This is a genomic window from Streptomyces sp. SS1-1, from assembly GCF_008973465.1.
Taxonomy (GTDB): domain Bacteria; phylum Actinomycetota; class Actinomycetes; order Streptomycetales; family Streptomycetaceae; genus Streptomyces.
The window spans coordinates 5,691,233-5,704,427 of the sequence record NZ_WBXN01000004.1; the positions used below are offsets into that span (position 1 = coordinate 5,691,233).

At 72.4% G+C, this 13,195-nt stretch carries 13 protein-coding genes; 5 read left to right on the forward strand and 8 right to left on the reverse strand.

The window, feature by feature from the left end:
• Positions 1-274 precede the first annotated feature (274 nt).
• Positions 275-1,231: an ABC transporter substrate-binding protein gene (locus F8R89_RS27445; protein ID WP_151786447.1), complete on the forward strand. Its 957-nt coding sequence runs from the start codon at positions 275-277 to the stop codon at positions 1,229-1,231.
• A gap of 73 nt (positions 1,232-1,304) precedes the next feature.
• Here F8R89_RS27445 and F8R89_RS27450 read toward each other — a convergent pair whose 3' ends face one another.
• From F8R89_RS27450 to F8R89_RS27475, 6 genes are all read right to left on the reverse strand, one after another.
• The gene (locus F8R89_RS27450; RefSeq protein ID WP_151786448.1) at positions 1,305-1,685 is read right to left on the reverse strand and encodes a DUF742 domain-containing protein; all 381 of its coding nucleotides are present in this window, start codon (positions 1,683-1,685) and stop codon (positions 1,305-1,307) included.
• The gene (locus F8R89_RS27455; protein ID WP_151786449.1) at positions 1,666-2,085 is read right to left on the reverse strand and encodes a roadblock/LC7 domain-containing protein; all 420 of its coding nucleotides are present in this window, start codon (positions 2,083-2,085) and stop codon (positions 1,666-1,668) included. Before F8R89_RS27455 ends, F8R89_RS27450 begins: the two co-directional genes overlap by 20 nt.
• An 11-nt stretch (positions 2,086-2,096) precedes the next feature.
• The gene (locus tag F8R89_RS27460; RefSeq protein WP_151786450.1) at positions 2,097-4,448 is read right to left on the reverse strand and encodes a nitrate- and nitrite sensing domain-containing protein; all 2,352 of its coding nucleotides are present in this window, start codon (positions 4,446-4,448) and stop codon (positions 2,097-2,099) included.
• A 188-nt stretch (positions 4,449-4,636) separates the two neighbouring features.
• Positions 4,637-5,632 (reverse strand): substrate-binding domain-containing protein, encoded by a 996-nt coding sequence (locus F8R89_RS27465; protein ID WP_151786451.1) that lies wholly within the window; start codon positions 5,630-5,632, stop codon positions 4,637-4,639.
• A 236-nt stretch (positions 5,633-5,868) separates the two neighbouring features.
• Entirely contained in the window at positions 5,869-6,279 is a 411-nt protein-coding gene (locus tag F8R89_RS27470; RefSeq protein ID WP_151786452.1) for a DUF6114 domain-containing protein, read from the reverse strand.
• Positions 6,279-6,938, reverse strand: coding sequence for a DUF6230 family protein (locus F8R89_RS27475; protein ID WP_151786453.1), 660 nt, complete (start codon positions 6,936-6,938; stop codon positions 6,279-6,281). The genes F8R89_RS27470 and F8R89_RS27475 overlap by 1 nt, the downstream gene beginning before the upstream one ends.
• A 595-nt stretch (positions 6,939-7,533) precedes the next feature.
• On the opposite strand from F8R89_RS27475, the gene F8R89_RS27480 reads away from it, so the two are divergent.
• The gene (locus F8R89_RS27480) at positions 7,534-8,187 is read left to right on the forward strand and encodes a Tat pathway signal sequence domain protein (protein ID WP_151786454.1); all 654 of its coding nucleotides are present in this window, start codon (positions 7,534-7,536) and stop codon (positions 8,185-8,187) included.
• A gap of 18 nt (positions 8,188-8,205) precedes the next feature.
• Here F8R89_RS27480 and F8R89_RS27485 read toward each other — a convergent pair whose 3' ends face one another.
• Together F8R89_RS27485 and F8R89_RS27490 are read right to left on the reverse strand one after the other, a co-directional pair.
• Positions 8,206-9,174, reverse strand: coding sequence for a lytic polysaccharide monooxygenase (locus F8R89_RS27485; RefSeq protein ID WP_225994508.1), 969 nt, complete (start codon positions 9,172-9,174; stop codon positions 8,206-8,208).
• Between the two features lie 206 nt (positions 9,175-9,380).
• Positions 9,381-10,061, reverse strand: coding sequence for a ScbR family autoregulator-binding transcription factor (locus F8R89_RS27490; RefSeq protein WP_151786455.1), 681 nt, complete (start codon positions 10,059-10,061; stop codon positions 9,381-9,383).
• A 189-nt stretch (positions 10,062-10,250) separates the two neighbouring features.
• Between F8R89_RS27490 and F8R89_RS27495 the strand changes: the two genes are divergently transcribed.
• From F8R89_RS27495 to F8R89_RS27505, 3 genes are all read left to right on the forward strand, one after another.
• Positions 10,251-11,192, forward strand: a complete 942-nt coding sequence (locus tag F8R89_RS27495) for a ScbA/BarX family gamma-butyrolactone biosynthesis protein (protein ID WP_151786456.1) — start codon at positions 10,251-10,253, stop codon at positions 11,190-11,192.
• 74 nt (positions 11,193-11,266) lie between these two features.
• A complete protein-coding gene (locus F8R89_RS27500) occupies positions 11,267-11,914 on the forward strand; it encodes a ScbR family autoregulator-binding transcription factor (RefSeq protein ID WP_151786457.1) in 648 nt (215 codons plus the stop codon).
• Positions 11,915-11,936: 22 nt separating this feature from the next.
• Complete coding sequence (locus F8R89_RS27505; RefSeq protein ID WP_151786458.1) at positions 11,937-13,124, forward strand: damage-control phosphatase ARMT1 family protein; 1,188 nt, start codon at positions 11,937-11,939, stop codon at positions 13,122-13,124.
• Positions 13,125-13,195 lie beyond the last annotated feature (71 nt).

Here is a 13,195-nt window from a genome sequence, read left to right on the forward strand (position 1 = left end):
GTGCGCACGCCTCACGTGACCGCTGTTGCTGACTTCCGATCGATTCTGTGCGGGACAGTACCGTCCCTTCGGCGCTGTGACCGGAACTGTACGTCAAGATTCCGTTACACGACCCGAGCGCCCCGATCGTCACGCCTTCACACCGCCGACAACTCCCCGACACATTGCGGATTTTGAGTCCGATCGGTGACCTGGCAGCCCTTGACTGACCGAGAACCCGGTGGATTGGATCAGTGGAAAAGCTCTCCCAACCCCACGGACCGGAACGGGAATCGTGACTTTCACCGCCCTGCGCAGCAGCTCCCTCAGGAACCATCCCGGCGCGGCCGCCCTCGCGCTCGCGGCCGCCGCGGCGCTGCTGACGGGATGTTCCTCCTCCGACGACAAGTCCGACCCGCTCGCCGAGGACAAGGCGAGCGGCGACACCGTCGTCGTCGGCTCGAACAACTTCGCCGAGAGCGTCCTGATCGCCGACATCTACGGCGAGGCCCTCAAGGCCAAGGGCATCAAGGTCAGCTACAAGCCCAACATCGGCAGCCGCGAGACCACGTACGGCCTGCTCAAGAACGGTTCCGTCACGGTCCTGCCGGAGTACAACGGCTCGCTGCTCGCCTACCTCGACCCGAAGGCGCCGCAGGAGTCCGCCGAGGCCGTCAACAGCGCGGTCAAGAGCAAGCTGGACGCCAAGCTCACCCTGCTGGACTCCTCCCCGGCCGAGGACAAGGACTCCGTCAGCGTCAACGCCGAGACGGCGAAGAAGTACGACCTGACCGCCGACTCCACTCTCGCGGACCTCAAGGACGCGGCGCCCGAGCTGCTGATCGGCGGCTCGCCCGAGTTCCAGACCCGCCACCAGGGCCTGAAGGGCCTGGAGGCCGAGTACGGCCTGAAGTTCAAGTCCTTCAAGGCGCTGGACGCGGGCGGCCCGCTGACCCAGGCGGCCCTGACGAAGAACACCGTGCAGGCCGCGGACATCTTCACCACGGACCCCACCATCACCAAGGAGGGCTTCGTCGTCCTCAAGGACCCGAAGAACCTCTTCGGTTTCGCCAACGTGACCCCGCTCGTGTACAAGAGCGGCCTGTCCGAGGAGGGCGTCGCGGCGCTCAACGCCGTCTCCGCCAAGCTGGACACCAAGACGCTCCTCGACCTGGACTCCCAGGTCCAGCTCGAGAACAAGGACCCGCTCGACGTCGCCAAGGCCTGGCTGAAGTCGGCCGGCCTGGCCTGACGGCGCTCCCGGCGCGCCGGTGACGGGCGAGAGCCCCCACCGGCGCGTCCGCGTGTCCGGACCGCCCGCGCCCTCAGAGCCGGTCGAGACCGTCCCGCAGCTTCTCCAGCAGTCCCGGTTCGGCCGTGCCGGGCGTCACCGGCCGCGGACGGTGCACGGTGATCAGACCGGCCTCCAGCAGATCGCACAGCATGATCGCGACGACGCTCACCGGCAGGTCGAGCCGGGCCGCGAGCTCCGCGACGGCGACCGGGCGGACACAGCGCCGCAGGATGCGCAGCTGCTCGGGCTGCGGGCGCGGCGCCCGCTCCGGCGGCGGATCGACCGCCGACACCCGCGTGATCAGGGTGAAGTCGCCACGGCTGGGCCGGGTCCGGCCGCCCGTGAGGGTGAAGGGACGTACCAGCCGGCCCGCCGTATGCTCTGGGCCCACCTCACGCACCCGGGCCGACATGGGCCCGCGGTGCCGCCGACAGATGCTCGCCGATCTTCTTCACCAGCATGTTCATCTGGTACGCCACCACACCGACGTCGGCGCCCTGGGTGGTCAGGACGACCAGATGGGCGCCCGGACCCGCCGTGGTCAGGATGAGATAGCTCTGGGCCATCTCGATCAGCGCCTGGCGCACCGGACCGCCCCGGAAGTCCATGCTGACGCCCTTGCTCAGACTCATCAGGCCGGACGCGGTCGCCGCCAGCCGCTCGGCGTCGTCGCGCAGGAAGCCCGTCGACTTGCTCACCACCAGCCCGTCCTCGGAGAGCACGACGGCGTGGTTGACGCCGGCGACCCGCTCGACGAGTCCGGTGAGCAACTGGTCGAGCTGGGTGTCGGTGGCGGGAGAGGGGCGTGTCATGGCGGAGTCCTTCATGAGCGGTCGGACGGGCGGGCGGGCGTGGGGGAGGAGCAGGCGCCGGACGGGGCGGGGTCGCGCTCCGGCGGGTCGGAGGGGTCCTCGGGATCGGAGCCGTCCTCGGCCCGGGCCCGGAGCGTGCCGCGCTGGAAGCCGCCGAGGGAGGAGGCGGCCCGCTCGGCGGTGAAGTCGTCGTCCGCGCACCCGTCCTCGCCGGCGGGCGGGGCCTCGTCGCGCGGCCCCGGAGCGGGAGCGGCCCGCCGCACCCGGCGCGGCAGCGGCGTCAGCTCCTCCTCCGGGTCCGGCCGGCGGGCGGCGGGCACCTCGGGTCGCCCGTCCCCGGCGGGGTCCTCCGCGCCGGAGGTCCGCGCGTCGGAGGTCCGCGCGTCGAGGCCCTCCTCGCCGGGGCCCTCGTCCTTCTCGGGGTCCTCGTCCGGCACGTCCGTCACCACGACCTCGTGCGGGACGAGCACGATCGCCGTCGTGCCGCCGTACGGCGAGGGACGCAGGGTGACCGTGATCCCGTGCCGCCGGGCGAGCCGCGCGATCACGAACATGCCGAGCCGCAGATCGTCGGCGAGCGCCACCACGTCGAACTTCGGCGCCTCGGCCAACTGGTCGTTGAACGCCGTGTAGTCCTCCTCGGACAGCCCGAGACCCCGGTCCTCGACCTCCACGGCCAGCCCCTTGACGACCATGGCGGCCCGCACCGCGACCGGCGCGGGCGCCGGCGAGTACAGCGTCGCGTTCTCGATCAGCTCGGCCAGCAGGTGGATGAGGTCGGCGACCGCGGGCGGCGCGATGTGCACCTCCTCCTCGGTGTGCACCTGGACCCGCCGGTACTCGGCGACCTCCCCGACCGCGCTGCGCAGGATGTCGATCAGCGCGACCGGCTCGCTCCAGCTGCGGCCGGGCCGCTCACCGCTGATGATCACCAGGTTCTCCTGGTAGCGGCGCAGCTGGCTGGCCGTGGAGTCCAGGGCGTACAGCCCCTTCAGCACGTCGGGGTCCTCGTGCGCCCGCTCCAGCGCGTCGAGTTCGGTCAGCTGCAGATTGACCAGATTCTGGCTCTGCCGGGCGATGCCCAGGATCACCTTCTGGAACCCCCGCCGCGTGTCGGCCAGTTCGACGGCGGTGTGCACGGCGGTGCGCTGCGCGGCGTTGAACGCCTGGGCCACCTCGCCGAGTTCGTCGCGGCCGTAGTCCAGCGGCGGCGTCGCCAGCTCCACGTCGACCTTCTCGCCCCGCTCCAGCCGGGCCACCACGTCGGGCAGCCGCTCCTCGGCGAGCGCCAGGGTGGCCTCGCGCAGGCCGCGCAGCCGCCGCGACAGCGAGCGGGTGATCCGCCACGACACCGCGAGGCACAGCAGCACCGCCACCAGACCGCCCGCGCTCAGCAGCGCGGCCGTGACCAGCAGATCGCGGGCGTCGTCCGCGCTGCGGTCCAGCAGGGCGGACGTCTGCCCGCGGATGAGATCCGTGTACGCGTCGGACACCTGGAGCAGCGCGGCCCGCCACTCCTTACGCACCTCCGGGATCGCGACCGCGCCGCCGTCCCCGGTCGGGCGGGCCGCGAGCACCCGGTCCTCGATGGACTCCAGGGTGTGCCACTGCGGGCTGCGCAGGATCCGCTCGGTCCGCGCCTTCGCGTCACCGGTCAGCGAGGGGAGGATCTGGTCGCCGACGAGCCAGCGCCGGGTTCCGACCAGCTTCCCGAACTCCGTCCACGTCGTGGCGCCCATCCGCCCCGAGGGACCCGCCAGGGTCAGCAGCGCGTCCTCCTGGGACATCAGCTCCGCCGCGTGCTCCAGCGAGACGAGCGGCGCGGCCTGCGAGGTCAGCTCGCCGTCGTCGACCCGCGACAGCTCCCGGAAGACATGGATCTGGTCGTCGATGATCGACGTGTACTGGCCCAGCGCCTGCGCGGCGGTGATGTCGGTGGGGTGGTCCACCTGGCCCCGGTAGTACTCCAGGCTGCCCGCGGACCCGACGACCGAGTACAGCCGGGCCTTGATCCGTTCGGGTGCCCGCTTGATGTCGTCCGACCGGTCGAGGAGTTCGGCGACGGCCTCGTCGGTACGGACGCGCTGGTCGTCGAGCGCGTCACGGGCCGCCTTCTGCCGCGAGGCCAGCCACACCGCCGAGTAGCTGCGCTCCCGCTGCAGGGCGAGGGTGGCCTCGGTGCCCATGGCCCCGGTCGACTCGCTCAGCTGGGTCTGCGCCCGCAGCCGCAGCCCCTCGGAGAACATCTGGACCGTCGTGACGCTCCACACGGCGGCGAGCGTCACCCCGGGCACCAGGGCCAGCAGAAGCAGGGAGAGGCGGATGGAGCCGAGGCGGCGCCGGGGACCTGTCCGTGGAGACATCGTCGTCCTTGGGCGTTCAGCGGAGGGCGGAGGCGGGCAGCGCGGGGGTGTGGATCGTACGGGGGACCGGCGCCGGGGGTGACGGCGCGGCCGGTACGGCGCGGGGGGTGCGCAGGATGCTATCCGCACATGTGACCGTCCGTGTCACACGTGACGAAACTGTGGCACCACCGCGCGACGTGTCCGGTTCAGCGGGTCCCGGCGCCGGCGAACCGGGCGACCGCGGCCACGTTCTTGCCGGTGACGAAGGCCGGACCGGTGAGCACCGGTTTCTCCCCGCCCCCGAGCGTGTTGCCGTTGGTCCGGTACAGCCACAGCGCGTCGACGGCGAGATAGCCCTGCAGATAGGGCTGCTGGTCCACGGCGAACCCCACGTCGCCGGACTGGACGGCCGGGACGAGGTCCTTGCTGAGGTCGAAGGTCGCGACCCGCGCCCTGCTGCCGGCGTCCCGTACCGAGCGCACCGCGGCCAGCGCGAACTGGGCGCCGTTGGTGACGACTTCGTCGATCGTCGGGTCCTGGACGAGCCGGGCCGCGACGGCCGCGGTGACGGCGTCCAGATCGGTGCCGTCCACGTACAGGTTCTCGCTCTCTCCGCCGAACGCCTTCTTCACGCCCGCGCAGCGCGCCTCCAGGGACACGTTGCCGCGCTCGTGGACGACACACAGGGCGTGCCGCGCCCCGAGGTCGTCCAGCCTGTCGCCGACGGCCCGGCCCGCGACGCTCTCGTCCTGGCCGAAGAAGCCGAGCAGGCCCGCCGAACGCCACGAGTCGATACCGGAGTTGAGTCCGACGACCGGGATGCCGGCCGCCCGCGCCTCGGCGACGGCCCGTGCCATCGCCCCCGGCTTCGCCAGGGTCACCGCGATGCCGTCGACCCGCTGCCGGACCGCGTCCCGCATCAGCGCGGCCTGACCGGCCGGGTCGTCGTCACTGGCGTACGTCAACGCGACGCCGTCCTTCGCGGCGGCCGCCTCGGCGCCCCTGCGCACCAGGTCCCAGAAGGCGTCGCCCTCCCCGCCGTGGGTGACGAGGGCGATCCTCGGCCCGGAGGGGCGGTCCGCCGCGTCCGTGCCCTTCTCGTCACCGGTCCCGCCGCCGGAGCACCCGGCCAGCACCAGACAGACGGTGGCCGTCCATATCGCGACCCGGAGGGAGGCGGAGGACGGGCGTGGGGTGTTCATGGTGGTGCGGCACCTCGCTGTGCGGCCGAGCAGGAGGAACGGACGGGAGCACGGCCGGCGTCGCACGGCTGGGATCCGCCGGTCTGCTGAACTCCCGCTGGGGCGGAGCCAATCGCGTGCGGCCACCAGTCGTCAAGTGCGTCACCACCAGGGGTGAGCCGCCGCTGCCACATCGTGATGAACCGCCCGCGCGGACACGCCCGGGACCCTGGTTCCTCCCGGCGTGCCCGCGTCGCTCAGGCCGCCTCCGCGGCGGCGCGCCGGCGCTCCCGCCGGCTCCTGCGGGGCTCCTGGTCCGGCAGCCAGCCGAACACCAGGCAGCTCCCGACCACCCCGAGGAGCAGCCCGACCATGAAGCCGCCGAGGTTGGAGGTGATCCAGGTCCCGAGGGAGACCAGGACACCGGTGATCGAGTAGAAGAGCCGCTGGGCCGGGTTGAACAGGGTCAGCAGGCCCAGCAGCACCATCAGGACGGGCAGCAGATACCCGGCCAGCCCCTGCATGCCGATGTGCAGGACGACCTTCAGCGAGGCCTTCATGGTGAGCAGGATCCAGCCGCCGCCCAGCGCCAGCAGCAGCCCGCCCCAGAAGGGCCGGCGGTACCGCCACCGGCGGAAGGCGGCCCGCGCGCCCGCTCGCCCTTCCATCAGCACCCCGAGCCGCTGAACCGCAGCTTCAGCCCGGGCAGCTTGAACACGCCCGCGGTGGTGGCGTAGTTGGTCTGCCGCAGGTTGGCGATCCGCACGGTGTCGGCCTGCTGGCTGAAGACGCCGATCGGACCCTTCGCATTGGCCTTGGTCAGGGTGCTGGCGTCGTTGCCGATCTCGATGTTGTTGAACGCCGCGTCGCCGGACAGCTCGGTGGAGTCGGTGGTCAGATCGCTGGCGGTGACCTTCTCGGCGCCGCTGCCCGCGGTGATGAGCAGGTTCGTGCCGCCGAGGTCGACGCTCTGGCACAGCTTGGTGAGCGTGGCGTTCTTGATGGCCGAGGTGACGATCAGGACCTGGCCGCCGGTGTCGCCCTCGTTGGGGCTGCCCGGTGCCATCTCGTCGAGACCGCCGAACTGCTCGAAGCCGGTGCCGTTCAGCTCGGTCGCGGTGACCGTGAACGGCATGCCGGAGATGGCGAACTGCACACCCAGCGCCCCCTCGGCGGTGAGCACCGCGAGGCCGGCGGCGACGAGGGTGGCCGGCACCGCCATCACGGCGGCCCGGCGGGCCCGGACGCGGCCGCGGCGTACGGAACCGCTTTCCGGCTGCTCGGGGGTGTCACCGGAGGACGAGGTGACGTCGGAGGACGAGGCCATGACTGCTCCCAGGTGCGAAGGACACGGGTAGGGCATCAGCGGCACGTTGTCCTGGCGCGGACAGCGCCCGCGGCCGTACGTCTCCTCGCACCTCCCGGCGAGTGCAAGGGCTTTCACGTACTCCGCGGTAGCCAAAGCCGGAAGTTACCGGTGGTTACACCTGAGGGTCAAGGCAGTTGTGGAAAAACGGTGCCGATGACGTGCCGCCCGTGCCCGGCGGGCCGCCCGCGACCTCACGAAGCTCGCGACAGCACCACAACTCCCGTACGAACGCTTGACGTTGACGGTCACTCAGGTCTACAACTCATCAAGGTTCCCCCTGGATCCGTGGCGCCGGATCCCCGTCGCGTGGCCCTTGCCCGCGCTCCCGGAACGCATCTCCTTCACGAGCCGCCTTCGCGAGATCACCGTCACGGTCGCTCCCCCCTCGACCCGTGCCGGGCCGCCGCTGCCGGTCCCTGACGTACGGAGAAGGCGCCATGGGCCGGCGGCGGCGCACGCAGCACTTCCCCCACGGCCCCCCACAGGGCTCCCCGACTCCCTGGGCGACCTGAACCGCCCAGGGCTCCCCCTACGAAAGTCGAGGTACAGCCGCATGCGCACCCGCACCCTCACGACCCTCGCCGGCGCCGTCGCCGCGCTCACCCTGCCGTTCGCCGTCCCCGCCTCCGCGGCCGACGGCGCCGTGCTCACCGTCGGATCCCCCGACGGCGCGGCGGTCGCCGCCGGTGACGTCCTCACCGCCCCGCTGGCCACCGGCACCAACGCGACGTTCTACTCCAGCGCCACCGGCACCAGCGGTCTGACCTGCACCTCGTCCCAGTTCACCGCCGCCGTGACCGACAACCCGGCCGCGCCCGGCACCGCCACCGAGCAGGTCACCGCGCACACCTTCGACGCCGCCAGCTGCTCCACGAACGTCGTGGGCGTCCTCGGCGTCACCAGCATCACCGTCAACAACCTGCCGTACGACTCCACCGTCGCCTCGGACGGCACGGTCACCGTCACCCCGCCCGCCGGCTCCACCGTGCGCACCACCGTCGTGCTGCGCACCCTGCTGGGCAGCGTCAACTGCGTCTACCAGGCACCGGGGCTGACAGGCACGGCCAGCAACGACGACCACACCATCACCTTCAACCGCCAGCAGTTCAGCAAGGTCTCCGGCTCGTCCCTGTGCTTCGCCAACGGCTACTTCACCGCCAAGTACGCGCCCGTGAACGCCGACGGCGAAGTGGTGTACGTCAACTAGGGCCTTTCGGGCCGGAGATCACCTCCGGCGCAGACGCAGGGCCAGTGCGGCGCCCCCGCTGAGCAGCAGCACCGTGGCGGCGCCGCCCGCGACGAGCGGCGCCGAGGCCCCCGTACCGGACGTGCCGGTGGACGCCACCGGAGTGCCGGCGGGGGCCTCGGCGGCGCGCGGGGCACCGGAGGCGGCCTTCTCGACGGCCTCGGTGGCCTTCGTGGGGGAGGCGGAGGACGGCGCCTTCTTCGTGGGCTTCGCGCCGCCGACCGGGGTGGGCTTCGCGCTCTGCCCCGATCCCGCGCTGACCGTCGCCGCGCCCGCGCCGCCCGTTCCGCCGCCCGTCGCGGCCGGGAACACCACGTCGGAGCACGAGTAGTAGGTGTCCGGCGTACTCGTGTTGCGCCACACCGTGTACAGCACATGGCGGCCCGAACGGTCGGAGGGCAGCTTCGCCGTGATCCGGTACGCCCCGTTCGTCAGCGCCGGGTCCTTGACCGAGGTGAACGGCCGGTCCGTCAGATCCGACCAGGTCAGCGGCTTCGACGGGTCGTAGCCTGCCTTGGTGAGATAGAGCTCGAACGTGCCGGTGTGCGGGATCGTCGAGGAGTACCGCATCGTCAGCGTGGCGCCGGGGGTGAGCCGGGTCGACGGCCAGTCGGACCGCGCGAGGTCGAGGCCCCGGTAGGCGGGCAGCCCCCCGCTGCACAGTCCGCCGTCGGGCACGACCTGCCGGTCCCGCCCGTTCACGTTCGCGATCCGCAGGTTGTCCCAGGCCGTGAAGGGCGCCCCGTTGGCCGCGACGGCCGCCCGGCACGCCGCCGACCGGGACGCGGCACCGCCCTCGGGGGAGCAGGCGTAGGCCCGGCTCACCGGATCCGTCGGCGCCCCGTGCGCGTGAGCGGGCCCCGCCGCCCACACCGTGAGCAGCGACGGCACGGCGACGGCGGCCGCCAGGGCGGCACGATGCGAACTGATCCAGGGCATCCGGGACATCCGGAACGACTCCTCGGCCGACGGCAACGGTCCTCGTGGAGTACGGGAATCCGGCCCGGCGCGTTCAGTGCGCGACGAGCCCGGCGGTCGAGTCCCCGACGGCACCTGGAGGCTGCGGGTCCGTGACACGGCCCGCCGTCCTTCTCACCGCCGCCGGACCCCCGCTCGGAAACCGTCACTCCGGTCCGAAGCGGTCACCGTCCGTGTCAGGCGTGGCCCACGCCGGCAGCCGTCGTGTCCGCCGGGTCCGTCGTGTCGAGGGCGGACAGCACCCGCAGTCCACGGTCGGGCTCCCGGTCGATGCCGGTCAGCAGGCCCGGCACCGCGATGCCCGGCAGCAGATGCCCCCACAACTGCGAGACACGCTCCGCCAGATCCTCCCGGTCGGTCAGCGCCCGGGACATCAACTGGATGCCGGCGAACGAGCCGACCAGCAGCTCCACCGTCTGCCGCGGCCGCACGGTGGGCAGCAACTCACCGCGCGCCAGAGCCTGTTCAAGGACGACGACCAGCAGGTCCGCCCACTGCCGGAACGCCCCGGAGTGGTCGACGAAGGACGGCGCGCTCTGGTCCACGGCGAGCCGCACGCTCCCCTTGAGCAGCGCGTTGTGCCGCAGCCGCTGCGCGAACACGAAGGTCATGTCGACGACTTCCTGCAACTTGCAGGGCTGCGGCGGCACCGTCCCGAACGAGATCTGCTCGTCCAGCACGGCCTGCGCGAGCGACTCCTTGGAGGGGAAGTGGAAGTACAGGGCGCCCTTGGTCACCGAGGCCCGCTCCAGGACCATCGAGATGGTCGTGGCGGCGTACCCGTGCTCGTCGAAGACCGCCCCGGCCGCCTCCAGAATGACCTGCCGCGTTCTGATGGCGCGCTCCTGCCTCGCCATAACAGCCCCTTCATCACCGCGAGTCGGCCGGTGCGCCCCGCGTGCGCCGGAGCGGTGGGGCACGGGCGAGCGACCCGCGGCCGCATTGAAAACAAACCGGTCGCCTCGTACTCTAACGCTCGCGGCACGGGCACCTCGCCGCCTGTTCAGCGCACGTACGGGCACACACGGGGGACCCAAGGAGGGGACATGCCACCTTCGCGGCCACTCGCCACGACCCCGCTCGCCGGACTCCCCGCGGCGCCCGACGGATTGACGGCCACGGTACCCCGCCAGCTCGTCCACCGGGCTTCCGTAGCCGAAACGTTTCTCACCGGGGCGGCCGGCACCGGCACCGACTCCTTCGACGTCTTCGCCGAGTGGCCGCGCACCCATCAGCTGCTGGTCACGCCCGACCGGTCGGCGTACCAGCCGCTGCTCGTCGCCGAGACCGTCCGCCAGGCCGGCACCCTCCTCGCCCACACCGCCTACGACGTCCCGCTCGGACACCACTTCGTGCTGCGGGAGTTGGCGATCACCACCCGCCCCGAGCACCTCGCCGTCGGCCCCTCACCCGCCGAACCCCTGCTGCGCATCACCGTCACCGACGTCACCCGCCGCGGCGGCCGGCCCGCCGGGTTCCGCTACGAGGCCGATGTCCTGCTCGGCTCCACGAGCGTCGCGACCGCACGGGTGGCGGCGACCTGGACCAGCGAGGCCGTCTACCGGCGGCTGCGCGGCGGTCGTTCCGCCTCCACCGTCCCCGTCCTGCCCCTCCCGCCGGGCCTGCCGCCCGCCGCCGTGGGCCGCGCCTCGGCCGCCGACGTCGTCCTGGCCCCGGCCACCGCTCCGGGTCGCCGGCAGCTGCGCGTCGATACCGGTCATGCTGTTTTCTTCGATCATCCCCTCGACCACATCCCCGGAATGCTCCTGCTGGAGGCCGCCTGCCAGACGCTCGCCGCGGACCCCGCGAGCCGCGGACGGACCCCGGTCTCCTACTCCTGCGTCTTCCACCGGTACGCCGAACTCGACCTGCCCACCTGGATCGAGCGGACCGAGGCGACCGTCGGGGGCCGCGAGGGCGTCCGTGTCACGGCCCGTCAGAAAGATGGGGCGGTATTCGAGTGTGGGGTGGGCACCGAGGAGCGCTGAGATATCGTGTGCAGGGAGTAAGAAACAAACGGCATGTCCCGTTCTTTTCCGCCCCCTTCAGGAGTGTCCCCCCGATGGCGAGGCAGCTACGCGCCGAACAGACCCGCACGACGATCCTCACAGCCGCCGCGGAACTGTTCGACCGTCATGGCTATGAATCCACCAGTCTGAGCGACATCGTCGAACAGGCCCAGGTCACCAAGGGGGCCCTGTACTTCCACTTCGCGGCGAAGGAGGATCTCGCGCAGGCCATCATGGAGCTCCAGTCGCGGGCGTCCCGGCAGGTCGCCGCCGAGATGGAGGGCCGCGGCTACTCCTCCCTCGAAGCCCTGATACGCACGACGTTCGGCATCACCCGCCTGTCCGTCGAAGGGCCCATCCCGCGCGCGGGGCTGCGTCTGGCCACCGGGGGAGTGGTGATCCGCCCGCCCCTGCGGCACCCGTTCACCGAGCTGCTGGACATCACCACCCGCCGGCTCCTGTGCGCCGCCCAGGAGTCCGACCTGCACCCCGATGTCGACGCCGAGGCCGCCGCACACGCCCTGGTCTGCTTCTTCGTCGGCACCCGGGTCGTCGGCCGCTCCACGGAGAGCGTCGCCCGCCAGCCCCGCCGGGTCGCCGAGATGTGGCACCTGATGATCCGGGGACTGGTCCCGGTGCCCCGCCGCGCCCGCTACCTCACCCTCGCGACACAGCTCGAACGGGAACTCAGAGCCGTATGACCCGGGCGGTACGGTGAGGCGTATGCCCGCACGGTCCGACGCCCCGCTCCCGCCCGTCCTCCTCGCCGACGAGCCGGGCTCCTTCCCGCACGGCGTCCTCGCCGAACGGCACCCGGCGATCATCCGCCAGGTCCGGGACGCGTCCCCCTACGGCCCCGAGCAGCGCCGCGCCCTGGACGCCCTGCTCGCCAACTGCCTCCACGGCGTGATCGAACCGCTGCCCGCCGACGCCCACGACCGGGACCGCTGGACCGCCTGGGGCGCCGACGTCCACACCGGCCGGTCCTGGTTCGACGTGCCGTGGCTGTGGTCCGAGAGCTTCTTCCACCGCCGCCTCCTCGACGCCGTCGGCTACTTCGCCCCCGGCCCCTGGCAGGGCATCGACCCGTTCCGCCCGTCGAAGACGGCCGAACTCGACTCGCCCGAGACCGACGAGGAACTGGCCGCCCTCGACGCCCTCGCCGATCTGCCCCCGGCCGAACAGGACCGCGCCCTGCTGCACGGCTCCCTGTGGGGCAACCGGGCCGACCTCAGCTTCCGGCTGGGCGCCTCGGGCGGCCCCTCCGCCTCCGGCACCCCGCCCCTGGTGGCCGACGACAGCGACGCCCTCTGGTCGCTGCTCCCGCCGTCCGGCACGGCCACCGTCTGCCTGATCGCCGACAACGCCGGCCGTGAACTCGTCCCCGACCTGATGCTCATCGCCCGGCTCCTCACCGAGCGGCGTGCCGCCCGGGTCCTGCTGCACGTCAAACCACAGCCGTACTACGTCTCCGACGCCACGCACGCCGACGTGCTCGACGCCCTGCGCCGGCTCGTCGCCGCGCCGGGAGCCGCCGCCGGGTTCGGGCGCGTCCTGTGGGAGGCGCTCACCGACGGCCGGCTGACCGTGCGCGCCCACCCCTTCTCGTGCGCCCCGCTGCCGTACGCGGACATGCCCGCCGACCTCCGCGCGGAGCTGGCGTCCGTGACCCTGACCATCCTCAAGGGCGACCTCAACTACCGCCGTCTCGTGGGGGACCGGCGCTGGCCGCCCACCACCCCGTTCGCCGAGGTGACCGCCCACTTCCCGAGCCCGGTCGCGGCCCTGCGGACCCTGAAGTCGGACGTGGTCACCGGCCTGGACGCCGGCACGGAGGCCGCGCTGGTGACCGCCGAGGGAGAGAAGTGGCGGACGTCCGGGACGCACGCGCTGATCCAGGTGCGGGCCTGACCGGGACAGCGGCACCGGCAGCGGGGGCGTGCGCGCGCCGGTGATCGCCCCCGGGCGCCACAACCCCCGCC